This window comes from Geodermatophilus ruber (genome assembly GCF_900114385.1).
Classification (GTDB): domain Bacteria; phylum Actinomycetota; class Actinomycetes; order Mycobacteriales; family Geodermatophilaceae; genus Geodermatophilus; species Geodermatophilus ruber.
Genome location: NZ_FOSW01000014.1, coordinates 1 through 17457, shown reverse-complemented (window position 1 = coordinate 17457; position 17457 = coordinate 1). Strand labels below are relative to the sequence as shown.

Sequence of the window (17457 nt, the reverse complement as noted above, 5' to 3'; positions counted from 1 at the left end):
CCTCGCGGAGGGAGACGATCACCATGGGACTGCTCGACCGGCTCTTCGGCCGCCGATCCGACTCCGGACACGGCGCGGCGCAGGGCTACAACCAGGGCTACGGCCAGCAGGGGTACGGCGGCTACCAGCCACCCCCACCGGGCGCGCCGACCGGTCAACAGGGGGCCGACCAGCAGGCCATCGAGCGCTACCGCTACCTGCTGCGCACGGCACCCCCGGACAAGATCGAGGAGGCGCACGCCGAGGCGTTCGCCCAGCTCACCCCCGAGCAGCGCCGACAGGTGCTCGACCAGCTGGTCACCACCGGCGAGCGACCGCCCTCCGACGACCCGCGCAGCCTGGCCCGGGCCGCCACCCGCGCGGAGATGCGCCAGCCGGGCACGCTCGAGCGCGCCTTCGGCGGCTCCGGACCCGGCGGCTACGGCCCCGGCGGAGTCCGCACCGGCCCCAGCTTCGGCAGCATGATGGGCGCCAGCCTGCTGGGCACGGTCGGCGGCCTGGTCGTGGGAACGGCGGTGGCCGATGCGCTCTTCGACACCGGGATGGGCGACTCCGGGCTCTTCGGCGGCGGCGAGGAGGAGGCCTACGCCGAGGGGTACTCCGACGGCTCCGACCAGGGTGACCCCGGGGGCGACTTCGGCGGGGACTTCGGGGGCGACTTCGGCGGCGGGGAGTTCTGAGCCGCGGCGGTCACGCCCGGGCGCCCGGGCGTGACCGCCGCAGCCACAGCAGCCCGATCACCGGCAGCACCAGCGGGATGAACAGGTAGCCCTGGCCGTACACCGACCAGACCGTCTCGTCGGGGAACGCGGCCCGGTCCAGCAGCGACAGGGTGCCGACGGCGAGCACCCCGGCCAGCTCGACCGAGCAGGCGGCCAGGGCCAGCCGCCACCGGCCGCGGGCCAGCGCCACCGTGGCGACGCCGTAGACGACCGCGGCGAACGCGGACAGCAGGTAGGCGACCGGCGCCTCGGAGAAACGGGTGGCCAGCTGGACGGCGGCCCGCGCGCCGGCGGCGAGGGTGAAGATCCCGTACACGGCGACCAGGACCCGGCCGGGCCCGCCGGCTGTCGTCCCGGTGCTCCCCCGCTCGTCGGTCGGCTCAGCCACCCGTTGCCTCCCACAGCTGCAGCAGCCGCCAGATCATCACGCCGACCGCACCCGCGGCCACCGCCAGCACCGTGCCGGCCCACCGGGTCGGCTCCGACCGCGCCCAGAGCACCCCGGCGACCGGGAGGAGCAGGATGCCACCGAGGTAGCCGAGGAACGTCGGGATGTCCGGCGGCCGCTCACCGCCGACCAGGGCGGCGACGGCCAGCACCGCCTGGATGACCAGCAGCGCCTCCAGCACCGCCGCGGCCCACAGGTGCAGCAGGCCGATCCGCCGCCGGGCGAGCGTGGAGGCGAGCCCGGCCAGGGCCAGCAGTGCGGCGACGACGGTCACGGCCACCACGAGCACGGGAGTCACCGGGCAGACCCTGTGACGGCGGCTCCAGGCACGGCTGCCATCTTCCCGCGGCGGGGGAACGCCCTGGACACCGACCCGTCGTCAAGGATGATCATTCCCGTGGGCGCCCAGAGCACGGCTGCGCCGAAAGGATCGCCATGACCGTCCGGGACCTCGTGACCGACCTCTTCGCCGAGCACATCGACGCCGTCACCACCGAGCCGGTGCGGCTGCAGGCGCTGGTGGAGCTGCTCAGGGGGTTCGGCGTCGCCGAGCCGACCGCGCGCATGACGACGGCCGCCCTGCGGCGGGAGGGCTGGCTGGCCGCCTCCCGCCGCGGCCGGGAGACCCTCTACACGCCCACCGAGGTCCTCCGCGGCAGCGTCCGCGGGCGCTCGGCCCGGCTCGACGAGTGCCTCGGCCCCTGGGACGGGCGCTGGCGGGTGGTCATCTACACCGTCCCCGAGACCGACCGCTCGGCCCGGGAGCGGGTGCGCCGGACGCTCACCCGGCACGGCTTCGGACCGCTGGCCCCGGCCACCTGGGTGTCCCCGCACCGCCGGGCGCTCGACGACGTGCGGACCGAGCTGGCCGGTGAGCCGGTCAGCCGGCTGCACCTGCTCACCGCGCAGGTCGCCGCCGAGACCGGCGGCTCGGACCGGGAGCTCGCTGCCCGATGCTGGGACCTGCAGGGCGTCGCTGGGGCCTACCGCCGGCAGATCGACCGGCTCCGGGCCGTGCTCGTCGGGCCGCCGCTGGCCGGCCCGGCGGCGCTGGTGACCCACCTGCGCGCCCTCGCCGAGGTGCGTCGCACCGTCCTGCGCGACCCGCTGCTCCCGGAGGCGCTCCGCCCGCCGGGCTGGCCGGGGGCGGAGATGCGCCTGGCGTGGGCGGAGTTCTGCGCGCGGCTGGCCGAGCCGGCCCGCGGGCACGTCGCCGCGGTGCTGGCCGGCTCGGAGCGGATCGCCGTCGGCGCGGATCAGCGGTGCACGGTGGACATGTCCGGGTAGCGGTCCCCGGCCGTCGCCCCCACCGGCGCGGCCTCGTCCAGCCGGCGCAGGTCGTCGTCGGAGAGCCGGACGTCGGCGGCCGCCACGTTCTCCTCCAGGTAGGCCACCCGCTTGGTGCCGGGAATCGGCACGATGCTCGGGTTGCCCCCGCGGTCGCTCTGCGCCATCACCCAGGCCAGCGCCAGCTGGGTGGCGCTCACGCCCTTCTCGTCGGCGATCTCCCGCACCCGGTCGACCAGCTCCAGGTTCTTCGCGAAGTTCTCGCCCTGGAACCGCGGGTTGTGCCGGCGGAAGTCGTCGGGCGCGAGGTCCTCGACGCTGCGGATCTGCCCGGAGAGGAACCCGCGGCCGATCGGTGAGTAGGCGACGAAGCCGATCCCGAGCTGGGCGCAGGTGGCCAGCACGCCGTCGTCCTCGGGGTCGCGGGTCCACAGCGAGTACTCGGTCTGCACCGCCGTCACCGGCTGCACCGCGTGCGCGCGGCGGATGGTCTCCGGCGCGGCCTCGGAGATCCCGACGTGCCGCACCTTGCCGGCCTCGACCAGCTCCCGCAGCGCCCCCCAGGTCTCCTCCACCGGAACGGTGGTGTCCACCCGGTGCTGGTAGTAGAGGTCGATGGCGTCCACGCCGAGCCGCCGCAGCGAGGCGTCGCAGGCCCGCCGGACGTACTCGGGCCGGCCGTTGACGCCGAGGAAGGAGCCGTCCTCGCCGCGCTCGTTGCCGAACTTGGTCGCCAGGACGACCTCGTCGCGCCGGCCGGCGATCGCGCGGCCCACGAGCCGCTCGTTGGTGAAGGGTCCGTACATGTCCGCGGTGTCGAGGAAGGTGACGCCCAGATCCAGCGCCCGCTGAATGGTGCGTTCGGCCTCGGTCTGATCGCCGGTGCCGTAGAACTCGCTCATCCCCATGCAGCCCAGCCCCTGGGCCGAGACGGTCAGCTGTCCGAGTGTGCGCGTCTGCATGGGTCTCCCCCTGCCCCTCGCGTCGTCGTCCGAACCGGCGCGGGCACCCGGAAGGTCTTCGACGTCGAGGTCGAGGTGCACGAGCTGGCCGGACGGCGGATCGGTGTCCCCTGGGCGTGACCCGGGCCACAGCCGCTCGTTCAGGCAGGGCGCCCGCACCCGCCCCCTGACCCTGGAGTGCCCATGAACCGATCCGCCCGCGCGCTGCTGACCGGAGGGAGCTTGGCGGCGCTGGTCGCCGGCACCCTCCTCGCGCCGCCCGCCTCCGCCGCCCCGCCGCTCGCCCCGGTCCAGGACTTCCTCGCCGAGCAGCTGGCCGGCCTGTCCGCCGCGGCGCCGACGACGGTGCTGGTCCACGGCGCCGACATCGCCGCCGCCCGGGCCGCGGTGGCGGCGACCGGGATGGCGCCGGTCACCGAGTTCGAGCGGATCGGGGTCGCCGTGGCCTCCGGCACCGCGGCCCAGGTGGCGGCCGCCCGGGCCGAGCCGGGGATCACCTACCTCGAGGGCAACCGGCCCATCGAGTTCTTCCAGCAGACCTCGAACACCGCGACCCGGGGCGCCGAGGCGGCGGCCACGCTGACCGGCGCCGACGGGCAGCCGCTGGACGGCCGCGGGGTCTCCGTGGCGGTCATCGACTCCGGTGTCGACCCGGCCCACCCCTACCTCGGTGACGCCGTGGTGGCCAACCTCAAGAGCGTCTGCCTGATCGAGCCCGACACCGGCACCGGCTGCGTGGTCCCCGTCCCGCAGTCCCTGGACACCGACACGCTGTCGGTCGGCGGCCACGGCACGCACGTCAGCGGCATCGTCGCCGGGCGCCCGACGACCCTTCTCGACGGCGCGACGCTGCAGGGTGCTGCCCCCGGCGCCAGCGTCGTCTCGATCTCCACCGGCGCGGTGCTGCTCATCGTCGGCGCCGACGCCGCGCTGAACTGGGTGCTGGAGAACCACGAGGCGCCCTGCGGTGCGGGCGTGCCGGCCGACGTCTGCCCGCCGATCCGGGTCACCAACAACTCCTACGGCCCCTCGGGCGGCGGGGAGTTCGACCCGGAGTCGGCCACCGTCAAGCTGCAGCGCGCGCTGGCCGCCGAGGGCGTGGTGACGGTGTGGGCCGCCGGCAACGACGGCGGTGACGGCTCGGTGTCGCTGACCAACCCTCCGGGGCAGGACCCGACGGGGGGCATCCTCTCCGTCGCCTCCTACTCCGACGGGGACACCGGGACCCGCGACGGCACGGTGAGCGAGTTCTCCTCGCGCGGCGCGGCCGCCGACCCGTCCACCTGGCCGGACCTCTCCGCCCCCGGGCAGGACATCACCTCGGCCTGCCGCCCGTACCTGCCGATCTGCGCCACCGGCCTGGACCCGCGCAACGGCCCGGGGATGTTCGACGTCGGCACCTTCAACACGATCAGCGGGACGTCGATGGCCGCGCCGCACGTCGCGGGGATCGTCGCCCAGCTCGTCCAGGCCGACCCGACCGCGACGCCCGCGGAGATCGAGGCGGCGCTGACCGGTACCGCCCACCGGTACGCCGACGGCGCCCCGTACCGGGTGGTCGGCGGGCGGACGACATCCTTCGACAAGGGGGCCGGGCTGGTCGACGTGGTCGCGGCGGTGGCCGCCCTGCGCTGACCAGGAGGGCCTTTGTGGCCACTTCGGCCGCCCACGGGCGTGCCGTCGTGGCCACAAAGGCCCCAGGTCGGGCCCCGGTTCCACGTGGAACCGGGCCGTGCTGCGGGGTGTGACGTTCTCCTCGCCGCGTCGCCAAGCCCCGGGACCGCAGGTTAGATCAGTGTGCATGTGTGGTCTCTGTGGCGAGATCCGGTTCGACGGCGCCCTGGCCGACACCACCGCCGTGGCGCGGATGGTCGAGTGCCTCGTCCCCCGCGGCCCGGACGGGCAGGGGGCCTGGAGCAACGGCCGGGTGGCCTTCGGGCACCGCCGGCTGTCGGTGATCGACCTCTCCCCCCACGGCGCCCAGCCGATGGTGGACAACGACCTCGGCCTGACCGCCGTCTTCAACGGCTGCATCTACGACTACAAGGAGCTGCGGGCCGAGCTCGAGGGCCACGGCTACCACTTCTTCTCCACCAGCGACACCGAGGTGATCCTCAAGGGCTACCACCACTGGGGTCCCGACCTCGTCTCGCACCTGCACGGCATGTTCGCGTTCGTCATCCACGAGCGGGACACCGGCCGGGTGGTGCTGGCCCGCGACCGGCTGGGCATCAAGCCGCTCTACCTGGCCGAGACCCCCGGCCGGCTGCGGTTCGCCTCCTCGCTGCCGGCGCTGCTGAAGGCCGGGGACGTCGACACCTCGATCGATCCGGTGGCCCTGCACCACTACCTCACCTGGCACGCCGTCGTCCCGGCGCCGCGGACCATCCTCAACGGCGTCCGCAAGCTGCCGCCGGCCACCGTGCGGATCGTCGAGGCCGACGGCACCAGCCGCGAGCACCGTTACTGGGAAGCCCGCTACGAGCGCAGCCCCGAACGCGCGAACTGGTCGTCCCGCGACTGGGAGGACGCGATCGAGGAGGCGCTGCGGGTCGCCGTCCGCCGGCGGCTGGTCGCCGACGTCCCGGTGGGCGTGCTGCTCTCCGGCGGCCTGGACTCCAGCCTGATCGTGGGCCTGCTGGCCGAGGAGGGGCAGACGGGCCTGTCCACCTACTCGATCGGCTTCGAGGCCGTGGGCGGCCGCGAGGGCGACGAGTTCGCCTACTCCGACGTCATCGCCGAGCGATTCGCCACCGACCACCACCGGATCCGGGTGGCCTCCGACGAGCTCGCCGCCGCCCTCGGGCACGCGATCGGCGCGATGGCCGAGCCGATGGTCAGCCACGACGTCGTCGCCTTCGATCTGCTGTCCGAGCGGGTCAGCCAGTCGATCCGGGTGGTGCAGTCCGGTCAGGGCGCCGACGAGGTCTTCGCCGGCTACCACTGGTACCCACCGCTGGCCGACGTCGGCCGGGAGGAGGCGGTCGAGCGCTACGCCGCCGCCTTCTTCGACCGGGACGCCGCGGACATGGCCCGCCTGGTCGCCGACCGCTACGCGGTCCCCGGCGACCCCAGCCTGGCGTTCGTCCGGCAGCACATGTCCGCCCCGGGCGCGGAGACCGCGGTGGACGCCGCCCTGCGCCTGGACAGCGAGGTCATGCTGGTCGACGACCCGGTCAAGCGGGTGGACAACATGTCCATGGCCTGGGGTCTGGAGGCGCGGGTGCCCTTCCTCGACCACGACCTGGTCGAGCTGGCCGCGGCCTGCCCACCGGAGCTCAAGCTGGCCGACGGCGGCAAGGGCGTGCTCAAGGCGATCGGCCGGCGGATCATCCCGCCGGAGGTCATCGACCGGCCCAAGGGGTACTTCCCCGTGCCGGCGATCACCCACCTGCAGGGCAAGGTGCTCGACCTGGTCCGCGACGCGCTGACCGGCGAGGCCGCCCGCGCCCGCGGGCTGTTCCGGCCCGAGTACGTCAACGCCCTGCTGGAGCACCCCAACGCCGAGCTCACGCCACTGCGCGGCAACAAGCTCTGGCAGCTCGGCCTGCTCGAGCTCTGGCTGCAGGCGCACGGGGTCTGAGGGGATGTCCATGGGCCCCCGACTCGCCGGGCACCGCCGACGCGCGGCGGTCTCCGAGACCCCGTCGTTCACCAGCCGCTCCTGGCAGGAGCCGTCGGCGCACCAGCGGCAGGGCATGGAGTCCGAGGTCGTCCTCGACCTCGGCTGGGGACGGCTGGTCTTCGGGCAGACCTTCGCCGACCTGGGGGGCGTCGTCGACGCGCTGCGCGCGGAGGAGAGCGGCCGCCGCGACATCTGCATCTACCCGCGTGACCCGCACGTGCTGGTCGGCCTCGCCCCCGACGAACTGTTCATCGACCCCAGCTACACCTATCGGCTGGACCTCCACCGCTACCGGCCGCGGGCCGAGCTCATCCGGGGCGTGTTCGTGCGCACGGTGACCTCGCTGGAGGAGATGGCGCAGATCAACGACATCTACGCCCGCAACGGAATGGTCACCGGCGACCCGGCCACCATGTGGGACAACCACCGCACCCGCACCTTCACCTACCTCGTCGCCGAGGACCGGCGCACCGGGCAGATCGTCGGCACGGTGACCGGGATCGACCACGTGCTCGCCTTCGGCGACCCGGAGGGCGGCACCAGCCTGTGGTGCCTGGCGGTGGACGCGCAGGACGCCCCGCCCGGCGCCGGCGAGGCGCTGGTCCGGGTGCTCGCCGAGCGGTATGTCGGCCGTGGCCGGGCCTACCTCGACCTCTCGGTGATGCACGACAACACCGGGGCGATCGCGCTGTACCGCAAGCTGGGGTTCCAGCGCACGCCCGCGGTGTGCGTGAAGCGGAAGAACCCGATCAACACGCCGCTGTTCGCCGCGCGCCCGGAGGGGCTGGAGGAGCTCAACCCCTACGCGCGGATCATCGCCGAGGAGGCGCTGGAGCGGGGCATCCGGGTGGAGGTCACCGACGCCGCGTGGGGCGAGATGCGGCTGTCGCTGGGCGGGCGCACGGTGCTCACCCGCGAGTCGCTGTCGGAGTTCACCTCCGCGGTGGCGATGAGCCGCTGCGACGACAAGCGGGTCACCCGCCGGATCATGGAGAGCGCCGGGGTCCGCGTGCCCCGCGGGGCCGTGGCGGCCGAGGGCGACCTGGCCGGGGCGAGCGCGCTGCTCGAGGAGTGCGGCGAGGTGGTGGTGAAGCCGGCCCGCGGCGAGCAGGGGCGGGGCATCACCGTCGGCGTGTCCTCCCCCGAGGCGCTGGAGCGCGCGGTGGCGCTCGCCCTGCAGTTCTGTCCCGAGGTGCTGGTCGAGGAGCTGGTCGAGGGGGACGACCTGCGCGTGGTGGTCATCGACCACGAGGTGGTCGCCGCCGCGGTGCGCCGCCCGGCCGAGGTGGTCGGTGACGGTCGCAGCCCGATCACCGAGCTGGTCGAGGCCACCAGCCGGCGCCGGGAGCGGGCCACCGGTGGGGAGTCGCGCATCCCGCTGGACGACACGACCGTCGAGGTGGTCGCCGCGTCCGGCTGGGCGATGGACGACGTCCCGCCCACGGGCGAGCGGATCCGGGTCCGGCGGACGGCGAACCTGCACACCGGCGGGACCATCGAGGACGTCACCGACCGGTTGCACCCGTCGATCGCCGCGGCGGCCGTGCGGGCCAGCCGGGCGATCGGCATCCCGGTGACCGGGCTGGACTTCCTGGTGCCCGACGTGGAGGGCCCCGAGCACGTGTTCATCGAGGCCAACGAGCGGCCCGGGCTGGCCAATCACGAGCCGCAGCCGACCGTCGCGCGCTTCGTCGACCTGCTCTTCCCGGAGACCCGCCGTCGCTGACTCCCGGCCCACCCGCGACGATCATGAAGTTGCGGAGAGGACGCGCCGACCCTGGCCGGAGTGTCGCTTCCGGAACTTCATGATCGTCGGGCTGAGCGAGGAGGCGGACCGTGGCCTACCTGCTCGTGGCGCTGGGAGGAGCGGCCGGCGCGCTGGCCCGCTGGGGGATCGCGGCGGCCCTCCCCCACTCCCCCGCCGGCTGGCCGTGGGCCACCCTGCTGGTGAACCTCACCGGCTGCCTGCTGCTGGGCGCGCTCACCGCCGTCCTCGCGGCCCGCTCCCCCGAGCCGGCCTGGGTGCGGCCCCTGCTGGGGGTCGGGGTCCTCGGCGGGTACACGACCTACTCGACCTTCGCCGTGGAGGTCGTCGACCTGACCGCCGCGGGCGCCGTGCTCCTCGCCGCCGGTTACGTGCTGGTCTCCGCCGTCGGCGGGGTGCTGGCGGTGGTCGCGGGGACCATGCTGGTGCGGGCGATGTCCGCCCGGCGGCGGGCGTGACTGCCCTGCTGGTCGCCGCCGGCGCGCTGGCCGGTGGGCCGCTGCGGCTGCTGGCCACCCGGCTCGCCGTCCGGTGGGGTGGCGACCCGGCCCTGGGCACCCTGATGGTCAACGTCGCCGGCAGCGCACTGCTCGGCGTCCTGATGGGGCTGTCGGCCGTGCCCGCCCAGGTGCTGGCGCTGGTGGGCACCGGCTTCTGCGGCACGCTGACGACCTTCTCGGCCTTCGGCGCCGACGTGGTGCGGCTGCTCGAGCGGCGCGCGCTCACCCGCCTCCTGGGCTACCTCGCCGCGACCCTGGTGCTGAGCATCGGTGCTGCGGCGCTCGGCTACGTGGTGGCGGGGCTCTGACCCGCGACAGTCGACAGGTGGCCGGTTCAGCATGATCGCGGTGGCCACGCTGGGCGTCAGCCGCGCAGTGCCGGATGTGACGGCGTTCCGGGGAGAACGACGCTGATCGGGCGCGCGTACCGAGCGCCGAGAGGGTGGGCTCAGTAGGGTCAGGGGCGGTATGGCTTCGACATCGGCAGGCAGTGAGCGGGCGGACAGCCCCGTCGTCGTGGTGGCAAACCGGCTGCCGGTCGACCGGGTGACCGATCCGGACGGCTCGAGCCGCTGGCAGCGCAGCCCCGGTGGCCTGGTGACCGCCCTGGAGCCGTTCGTGGCCGGCCGCGGGGGCGCCTGGGTGGGCTGGGACGGCTCGGCCGGTGAGGCCCCGGAGCCGTTCGAGTCCAACGGCATGTCCCTGGTCCCGGTGCCGCTCTCCGAGGAGGAGGTCGACCGCTACTACGAGGGCATGTCCAACGCCTCCTTGTGGCCGCTGTACCACGACGTCGTCGAGAAGCCCGAGTACCACCGGACGTGGTGGGACACCTACGTCCAGGTCAACAAGCGTTTCGCCGACCGGGCGGCCGAGGTGGCCGCGGACGGCGCGATCGTGTGGGTGCACGACTACCAGCTGCAGCTGGTGCCGGCCATGCTCCGGCAGCGGCGCCCCGATCTGACCATCGGGTTCTTCCTGCACATCCCCTTCCCGCCGTACGAGCTGTTCACCCAGCTGCCGTGGCGCTCGGCGATCGTGGAAGGGCTGCTCGGCGCCGACCTGGTCGGCTTCCAGCGGCCCAGTGCGGCGGCCAACTTCGTCCAGCTCGCCCGTCGGCTGCACGAGCTGCCCGCCCGGGGAAGCACCATCGAGTACGACGGCCGGACGGTCACCGCCCGCGCGTTCCCCATCTCCATCGACGCCGCCGCCTTCGACGAGCTGGCCGGTTCCCCCGAGGTCGTGGCGCGGGCGGCGGAGATCCGCGCCGAACTGGGCAAGCCGGACAGGATCATTCTCGGCGTCGACCGGCTGGACTACACCAAGGGCATCGCCGTCCGGCTCTCGGCGTTCCAGGAGCTGCTCGAGGACGGCATGGTCGAGGCTCCAAGCACCGTGATGGTGCAGGTCGCCACCCCCAGCCGGGAGCGTGTGGAGCACTACGTGCACATGCGGGAGACCATCGAGCAGCAGGTCGGGCACATCAATGGCATCTTCGGCGCGCTGGGCGGCCCGGCGGTGCACTACATGAACCAGTCGGTGCCCCGCGAGGAGCTCGCCGCCCTGTACCGGGCCGCCGACGTCATGCTCGTGACGCCGTACCGGGACGGCATGAACCTGGTGGCCAAGGAGTACGTCGCCGCACGGGGGGACTTCGGCGGTGCCCTGGTGCTGTCGGAGTTCGCCGGGGCCGCCGCCGAGCTCCGGCAGGCGTTCCTGGTCAACCCGCACGACATCGCCGGCGTCAAGAACCAGCTGGTGCGCGCCCTGCGCAGCGAGCCGGACGAGCTCGCCAAGCGGATGCGGGCGATGCGCCGGCACCTGTTCAAGAACGATCTCGAGCACTGGGCGACGTCGTTCTTCGACGCTCTCCGCGCGCAGGCGTGAGGGCGGTACCGGCCGATCTGACGGCCGCGCTCGCCGCGCTCGCCACGCGCCGGCCGCTGCTGGTGGCCAGCGACTACGACGGCGTCCTCTCCCCCCTCGTCGGCGACCCGTCCGCCGCACTCCCCTCCCCCGGGATCGCCGAGGTGCTGGCCCGGCTGGCGGCTCGCGAGGGGGTCGTCGTCGCGCTGGTGAGCGGGCGGGGGGTGGCCGACCTGCAGGCGGTGAGCGGGTTCACCGGCCCCTACCGGTGGGTGGGCAGCCACGGGGCGGAGTTCGACGGGCCGCTGACCGGTGCGCTCGCCGCTCGCCGGGACGCGCTGGCGCAGCGGCTGGCCCCTCTGGTCGCGACGGTGCCGGGCGCCCGGCTGGAGGTCAAGCCGGCGAGCGTGGCGGTGCACGTGCGGCAGGTCGCCGACCGCCCCGCGGCGGCGGCGCTGCTCGAGCAGGTGTGCGGGCAGGCGGATCCGTCACTGACGATGAAGCCGGGCAAGGAGGTGCTGGAGCTCGCCGTCACCGACGCCGACAAGGGCAGCGCCCTGCGCCGGCTGCGCGACGAGCTCGGGGTCGCCGCCGCCCTGTACCTCGGTGACGACCTCACCGATGAGGACGCCTTCCGCGCGCTCCCGCCGGGCGACGTCACGGTCAAGGTCGGCGAGGGCGAGACCGCCGCCCGGTACCGGGTCACGGACCCCGCCGCGGTGGTCGCCGTCCTCGACACGCTGGCCGGCGCGCTCGCCTGACACCGGCGACACGCCGCCGGGGTGACCGGACGGCCCGTCGGCGGTCACCACCTCGCTTCTCCCCCCTTCTGAGAATCATCGGCCAGCCGTTTCCCGGAAGCCGAGCGTCCGCCATTCGGGCAGCGAGCCGGAACGGCATTCCCCTCTCCCGCTCCCCGGCACGAACGGCCGGCGGAACCGTCGCAACGGCGCGGAGATGTCGACAAGGGGACGGCTGAAGAACGGGCATCGGACTTTCTCGGAAAATGCGCCACGACACGCGCGAAGAATGCGGGACGGCGGCATTCGGAATCTCGACCATGTGCGACACCCCACGAGCACCACGCCTCACTCGGATCGCCACCCGTCGTGGGAACGAACAGGTTCAGCCCCTCGCCACTCCCCGGTTCCCAGGAGCACCGCCATGACAGTTCCCACTCCCCCCGGCCGGCCCGGCCGCACCGGCGGCTGGTTCGCCGACCGGCCGATCGGCGTCAAGATCGGCGCCGCGCTGGCGCTGCTCGCAGCCGTCGCGGTCGGGCTGACCGTCCTGGCCGTGCAACGCATCGGAGAACTGAGCGCCGATCAGGAGGACCTGTACCAGCACCACGTCGTCACCATGGAGGAGCTGGCCAACCTCCAGCGCGCCTATCAGGGCGACCGGGCCCGGTACATCAGCTACGCGGTCGTCGACGAGGCCACGCGGGCGCAGCTCACGCAGGAACTGGCCGAGCGCCGCACTGACATCGAGGCGAAGCTGGACGAGTACGCCGGCAAGACCGAGGACCCCGAGACCTTCGCCGCCTTCCGCGAGCTCCTGGTGCAGTACTACGCCGTCGTGGACCAGCAGCTGGTCCCGGCGGTGGACGCCGGCGACCGTGCGGCGGCCGCGGCGTTGGTCAGCGGCCCCGTCCAGGACGCCACCGACGTCGTGATGGACGGCTTCGACGAGCTCCAGACCAACCTGTCCCGGGACGGCAGCGCTCAGGCCCAGGCCGGGGCGTCGATGGCCGCCGGCGCGACCCTGCTGCTGTGGCTGTCGCTCGGTGTCGGCGTCGCCGCCGCCACCGTGATCGCGCTCCTGGTCGTGCGCCAGATCACCCGCACGGTGGGCTCGGTGCAGCGGTCGGTGGAGGCCCTCGCGACCGGTGACCTGACCGTGGTGCCGGAGTCGCGCTCGGCGGACGAGCTGGGCCGCATGGCCGCCGCGCTGGCGACCGCGCAGGAGAGCCTGCGGGAGGTGCTGTCGTCGGTGGTGTCGTCGGCGGATGCGGTGGCGGCCTCGTCGGAGGAGCTGAGCGCGTCGTCGGCGCAGATCGCCGCCTCGGCGGAGGAGACCTCGGCCCAGTCCGGGGTGGTCTCCTCGGCGGCGGAGGAGGTCAGCAGGAACGTGCAGACGGTCGCCGCGGGGGCGGAGCAGATGGGCGCGTCGATCCGGGAGATCGCCAGTAACGCGGCGGAGGCCAGCGAGGTGGCCACCCGGGCGGTTGAGGCGGCGGCGAGCACCACGGTGACGGTGGCGAAGCTGGGGGAGTCCTCGGCGGAGATCGGCAACGTGGTGAAGGTGATCACCTCGATCGCCGAGCAGACGAATCTGCTGGCGCTCAACGCCACCATCGAGGCGGCCCGTGCCGGCGAGGCCGGTAAGGGCTTCGCGGTGGTGGCCAACGAGGTGAAGGAGCTGGCGCAGGAGACGGCGAAGGCGACCGAGGACATCGCCCGCCGGGTCGAGGCGATCCAGAAAGACACCGGCGCGGCGGTGGCCGCGATCGGGGAGATCTCCACGATCGTGGCGCAGATCTCCGACCGGCAGACCACCATCGCCTCGGCGGTGGAGGAGCAGGAGGCCACCACCAACGAGATGGCCCGTTCGGTCCAGGAGGCGGCCGGCGGCACGGGGCAGATCGCCGGCAACATCACCGGCGTCTCCGCCGCCGCCGAGTCCACCACGCAGGCGCTCACGCAGACCCGCACCGCGGTCGACGAGCTCTCCCGGATGGCCGCGGACCTGCGCTCCACCGTCGGCAGGTTCACCTACTGATCGGCTGAATCCCGATCCACCCGGGCCGGGTGGCGACCGACGACATCGGTCGCCACCCGGCCCGGCGCTTTGTGCGGGACAATCTCAGCCATTGTCGCGAAAGACGTCAAGTCGACAGGGGAAAGTCGGTCACCATTGTTTCTGGTACCGATTCCAACACGACACCTGCGAATGATCGACATGCGATACGGGATCGCTCTAATTTCTTCCCGGCAACGCTTGTGACTGCTGAGGCCTCCGAGGTCGGTCCGTGTGAGGACCTGCGCCGGTGTGGGTGGGCAGCTCGCCGGCTGCGGGCCGTTCACCGGTCCGACCGCTACGTGTTCGATCCATTTCCACGGAACGAGGAAACAGTAGTCATGACGCAGTCACACCCGCCCGCTGCGCGGCGGCGCAGCCTCGGAGTCCGAGGAATGATCTCGGCCGTCGGCGCGGTCGGCATGGTCGCCGCGCTCGGCGTCGGCGGCCTCGCCCTCGGCGGCTTCAGTTCGGACGGCGAGACCCGCCAGGAGGTTGCCGCGCTGAACGACGTGTTCTCGCGTGCGCAGACGATCGAGTACTACAACGCCGACATCGTCGGGTGGCAGAGCGCCTACGCGTGGGACACCCGCCGGATCGGGGCGCCGGAGGCCGTGGACCCGGAGAACCACAACCGCAAGGGCTTCCTCCGCCTCGGTGACGAACTCCGCGCCGAGCTCGAGACGATGCCGACCGAGACGCTGACCAGCAGCGAGCTGGCCTCCTTCGAGGCACTCAGTGCGAGCTGGGACGACTTCTTCGCCGTGGACTCGCAGGTCGCCGCGCTGTACGCCCAGGACAACACGGAGGCCGCCGACGCCCTCATCCTGAGCGACAGCTACCCCGTCTACTACGAGATCATCGACGCGACGACCGCGCTGCGGGAGTCGGTCGAGAAGCGGATCGAGGCGGCCGACCAGGCTGCCGAGGACCAGCAGGCCGCCGCGACCCGGAACATGATCATCGTCGTCGCCCTGGGTGCGCTCGTCCTCCTCGGCGCCACGATCGCCGTGGTCCGTCGGATCGTCCGGCCCCTCGACGCCGTGACCTCCGTGGCCACGGCGATGGCCGAAGGCGACCTGACTCGTAAGAGCGGAGTCGACCGGAGCGACGAGATCGGCCGCATGGCTGCCGCGCTCGACACCGCCCAGGCCAGCCTGCGCGATGTGCTCGCCGGCGTGGTGGCCTCGGCGGATGCGGTGGCGGCCAGCTCGGAGGAGCTCAGCGCCTCGTCGGCGCAGATCTCGGCGTCGGCGGAGGAGACCTCGGCGCAGTCCGGTGTGGTGGCCGGTGCGGCCGAGGAGGTGTCGCGGAACGTGCAGACGGTGGCGGCGGGTGCCGAGCAGATGGGCGCGTCGATCCGGGAGATCGCCAGTAACGCGGCGGAGGCCAGCGAGGTGGCGGCGCGGGCGGTGACCGCGGCGGAGACGACGACGGCGACGGTGGCGAAGCTGGGGGAGTCCTCGGCGGAGATCGGCAATGTGGTGAAGGTGATCACCTCGATCGCCGAGCAGACCAACCTGCTGGCGCTCAACGCCACCATCGAGGCGGCCCGGGCCGGGGAGGCGGGCAAGGGCTTCGCGGTGGTGGCCAACGAGGTCAAGGAGCTGGCGCAGGAGACGGCGAAGGCGACCGAGGACATCGCCCGGCGGGTGCAGGCCATCCAGCACGACACCGGGGCCGCCGTCTCGGCGATCGGGGAGATCTCCACGATCGTGGCGCAGATCTCCGATCGGCAGACCACCATCGCCAGCGCGGTGGAGGAGCAGACCGCGACCACCAACGAGATGTCGCGGTCGGTGCAGGAGGCGGCCAGCGGCTCGGGTCAGATCGCCGACAACATCACCGGCGTCTCCACCGCGGCGGACTCGACCACCCAGGCGCTGACCCAGACCCGCACCGCGGTCGACGAGCTCTCCCGCATGGCCGCCGACCTGCGCTCCACCGTCGGGAGGTTCACCTACTGAGACCACGACGCCGCCGCGGGCGGTAGACGAGCAGGAAAGCGCACGGCCGGACCGGGCCGTGCGCTTTCTTGCTTTTCCGGGCTCGCTCCTGTCGACAAGACAACAGAATCGGGACGGTCGCCGACCAATCTCGGCGCCGATTCCCGACACGTTTATCTCAGCGCTGAGAAATTGGGTTCTCGTCGTTCAGGATCCCCACGCGCATCACGCGTTCCAACGGGTCGGAGCCCACCCGCAAGGCCGAGAGCAGACGAGAGAAGAGCAGCAGAATGTCCACAGCACCACAGGCGGGGACGACGGCCCCGTCGTCTCCCGGGCGGCACTGGTACCGCGACCGGGGCATCGCCACCCGGATCCTCGCCCTCAGCGGCGCCCTGCTGTTCGGGATCGTGGCGGCCACCGCGACCGGGGCCGTCGGCATGAACCGCGTCGCCGACCTGAATGCCGAGGCAGACGAGGCCGCCGCGGTCCAGCGGACGGTCGAGACGGCGCGATACGACCTGCTCTGGGCGGCCAACTGGCAGAACATCACCGCCTGGCGGGCGCGGGTCGACGGCGGTGCGGTGGCGGCTGCACCGGACGGCGACAACGTCACGACCTACCGCGGCGGCGCCGAGGCCTTCGAGCGGCTGTTCGACCTCGACCGGAGCCAGCTCGACGCGGAGGGGCGCGCGAGCCTCGACACGATCGAGGAGAACTGGGCGGTCATGAGCGACTACAACGACCAGATCTTCACGCTCTGGTCGCAGGACCGGCTGGACGAGGGTGACGCCGTCTCCACCGGCGAGAAGTGGGACGTCTTCTATGTCCTGGACCAGGCGATGACCTCCCTGGTCGAGTCCGTGGACGCGCGGGTGGCGCAGACCGAGGCGGAGGTCGAGCACGCGGAGTCCGAGACCCTTCTGATCTCCCTCGGCGTGGCTGCCCTGGCCTTCGTCGTCGGCGGTGGAGTGGCCCTCGTCGTCGCCCGGGGGATCGTCCGTGGCGTGCGCGAGATCCGGGCCGGTCTCGAGCGGCTGGCTGGGCGTGACCTCACCGTGCGGCTGCCCGTCCGCGGCCGGGACGAGATCGGGGAGATGGCGACCGCCCTCAACACCGCGGCGGCCGTGATGGCGTCGACGGTCGAGGAGATCGTGGCGTCGGCCGACGCCGTCGCCGCCTCCTCCGAGCAGCTGTCGGCCTCGTCGGCGCAGATCTCGGCGTCGGCGGAGGAGACCTCGGCGCAGTCGGGCGTGGTGTCGGGTGCGGCGGAGGAGGTGTCGCGGAGCGTGCAGACGGTGGCCGCCGGGGCGGAGCAGATGGGTGCCTCGATCCGGGAGATCGCGTCGAACGCGGCGGAGGCCAGCGAGGTCGCGGCCCGCGCGGTGAGTGCGGCGGAGACCACGACGGCGACGGTGGCGAAGCTGGGTGACTCCAGCGCGGAGATCGGCAACGTGGTGAAGGTGATCACCAGCATCGCGGAGCAGACCAACCTGCTGGCGCTCAACGCCACCATCGAGGCGGCGCGGGCCGGGGAGGC

The 17457-nt window shown here is 73.2% G+C and carries 15 protein-coding genes; 12 read left to right on the top strand and 3 right to left on the bottom strand.

The genetic code is table 11. The annotated features are described in order from the left end of the window. Positions 1-23 precede the first annotated feature (23 nt). Positions 24-680, top strand: coding sequence for a hypothetical protein (locus BMZ50_RS18970; protein WP_091328156.1), 657 nt, complete (start codon positions 24-26; stop codon positions 678-680). Positions 681-690: 10 nt separating this feature from the next. Here BMZ50_RS18970 and BMZ50_RS18965 read toward each other — a convergent pair whose 3' ends face one another. Continuing rightward, the gene (locus BMZ50_RS18965) at positions 691-1110 is read right to left on the bottom strand and encodes a hypothetical protein (RefSeq protein ID WP_091328153.1); all 420 of its coding nucleotides are present in this window, start codon (positions 1108-1110) and stop codon (positions 691-693) included. Then, positions 1103-1468, bottom strand: a complete 366-nt coding sequence (locus BMZ50_RS18960; RefSeq protein ID WP_091328148.1) for a hypothetical protein — start codon at positions 1466-1468, stop codon at positions 1103-1105. Before BMZ50_RS18960 ends, BMZ50_RS18965 begins: the two co-directional genes overlap by 8 nt. Before the next feature lie 137 nt (positions 1469-1605). Here BMZ50_RS18960 and BMZ50_RS18955 point away from each other — a divergent pair, with 137 nt between their 5' ends. Further along, positions 1606-2457: a PaaX family transcriptional regulator gene (locus tag BMZ50_RS18955; protein ID WP_091328145.1), complete on the top strand. Its 852-nt coding sequence runs from the start codon at positions 1606-1608 to the stop codon at positions 2455-2457. Here BMZ50_RS18955 and BMZ50_RS18950 read toward each other — a convergent pair. After that, a complete protein-coding gene (locus BMZ50_RS18950; protein ID WP_091328140.1) occupies positions 2427-3419 on the bottom strand; it encodes an aldo/keto reductase in 993 nt (330 codons plus the stop codon). The genes BMZ50_RS18955 and BMZ50_RS18950 overlap by 31 nt on opposite strands. 183 nt (positions 3420-3602) lie before the next feature. Here BMZ50_RS18950 and BMZ50_RS18945 point away from each other — a divergent pair, with 183 nt between their 5' ends. The 10 genes from BMZ50_RS18945 to BMZ50_RS18895 form a co-directional block, all read left to right on the top strand. Continuing rightward, positions 3603-5054 (top strand): S8 family serine peptidase, encoded by a 1452-nt coding sequence (locus BMZ50_RS18945; RefSeq protein ID WP_091328138.1) that lies wholly within the window; start codon positions 3603-3605, stop codon positions 5052-5054. 166 nt (positions 5055-5220) lie between these two features. Further along, positions 5221-7002 (top strand): N-acetylglutaminylglutamine amidotransferase, encoded by a 1782-nt coding sequence (locus BMZ50_RS18940; protein WP_091328136.1) that lies wholly within the window; start codon positions 5221-5223, stop codon positions 7000-7002. Between the two features lie 10 nt (positions 7003-7012). Beyond that, complete coding sequence (gene ngg, locus BMZ50_RS18935) at positions 7013-8770, top strand: N-acetylglutaminylglutamine synthetase (RefSeq protein WP_218146342.1); 1758 nt, start codon at positions 7013-7015, stop codon at positions 8768-8770. 110 nt (positions 8771-8880) lie between these two features. Next, complete coding sequence (gene crcB, locus BMZ50_RS18930) at positions 8881-9267, top strand: fluoride efflux transporter CrcB (protein ID WP_091328131.1); 387 nt, start codon at positions 8881-8883, stop codon at positions 9265-9267. Further along, entirely contained in the window at positions 9264-9617 is a 354-nt protein-coding gene (locus BMZ50_RS18925; RefSeq protein WP_091328129.1) for a fluoride efflux transporter FluC, read from the top strand. Before crcB ends, BMZ50_RS18925 begins: the two co-directional genes overlap by 4 nt. A gap of 160 nt (positions 9618-9777) precedes the next feature. Continuing rightward, a complete protein-coding gene (locus BMZ50_RS18920; protein WP_091328128.1) occupies positions 9778-11193 on the top strand; it encodes an alpha,alpha-trehalose-phosphate synthase (UDP-forming) in 1416 nt (471 codons plus the stop codon). Then, a complete protein-coding gene (gene otsB / locus BMZ50_RS18915) occupies positions 11190-11933 on the top strand; it encodes a trehalose-phosphatase (protein ID WP_091328127.1) in 744 nt (247 codons plus the stop codon). Before BMZ50_RS18920 ends, otsB begins: the two co-directional genes overlap by 4 nt. Positions 11934-12336: 403 nt before the next feature. Further along, complete coding sequence (locus tag BMZ50_RS18910; RefSeq protein WP_091328126.1) at positions 12337-13953, top strand: methyl-accepting chemotaxis protein; 1617 nt, start codon at positions 12337-12339, stop codon at positions 13951-13953. A 413-nt stretch (positions 13954-14366) separates the two neighbouring features. After that, positions 14367-15938: a methyl-accepting chemotaxis protein gene (locus tag BMZ50_RS18905; RefSeq protein ID WP_245753738.1), complete on the top strand. Its 1572-nt coding sequence runs from the start codon at positions 14367-14369 to the stop codon at positions 15936-15938. A gap of 269 nt (positions 15939-16207) precedes the next feature. Then, positions 16208-17457, top strand: a 1250-nt coding sequence (locus BMZ50_RS18895; protein ID WP_245753737.1) for a methyl-accepting chemotaxis protein, incomplete at its 3' end; no start/stop codon positions are given.

Coding starts and splice junctions, on each gene's coding strand:
- BMZ50_RS18970 (WP_091328156.1), top strand. CDS start 24: ATGGGACTGCTCGACCGGCTCTTCGGCCGCCGATCCGACTCCGGACAC.
- BMZ50_RS18955 (WP_091328145.1), top strand. CDS start 1,606: ATGACCGTCCGGGACCTCGTGACCGACCTCTTCGCCGAGCACATCGAC.
- BMZ50_RS18950 (WP_091328140.1), bottom strand. CDS start 3,419: ATGCAGACGCGCACACTCGGACAGCTGACCGTCTCGGCCCAGGGGCTG.
- BMZ50_RS18945 (WP_091328138.1), top strand. CDS start 3,603: ATGAACCGATCCGCCCGCGCGCTGCTGACCGGAGGGAGCTTGGCGGCG.
- BMZ50_RS18940 (WP_091328136.1), top strand. CDS start 5,221: ATGTGTGGTCTCTGTGGCGAGATCCGGTTCGACGGCGCCCTGGCCGAC.
- ngg (WP_218146342.1), top strand. CDS start 7,013: ATGGGCCCCCGACTCGCCGGGCACCGCCGACGCGCGGCGGTCTCCGAG.
- BMZ50_RS18920 (WP_091328128.1), top strand. CDS start 9,778: ATGGCTTCGACATCGGCAGGCAGTGAGCGGGCGGACAGCCCCGTCGTC.
- BMZ50_RS18910 (WP_091328126.1), top strand. CDS start 12,337: ATGACAGTTCCCACTCCCCCCGGCCGGCCCGGCCGCACCGGCGGCTGG.
- BMZ50_RS18905 (WP_245753738.1), top strand. CDS start 14,367: ATGATCTCGGCCGTCGGCGCGGTCGGCATGGTCGCCGCGCTCGGCGTC.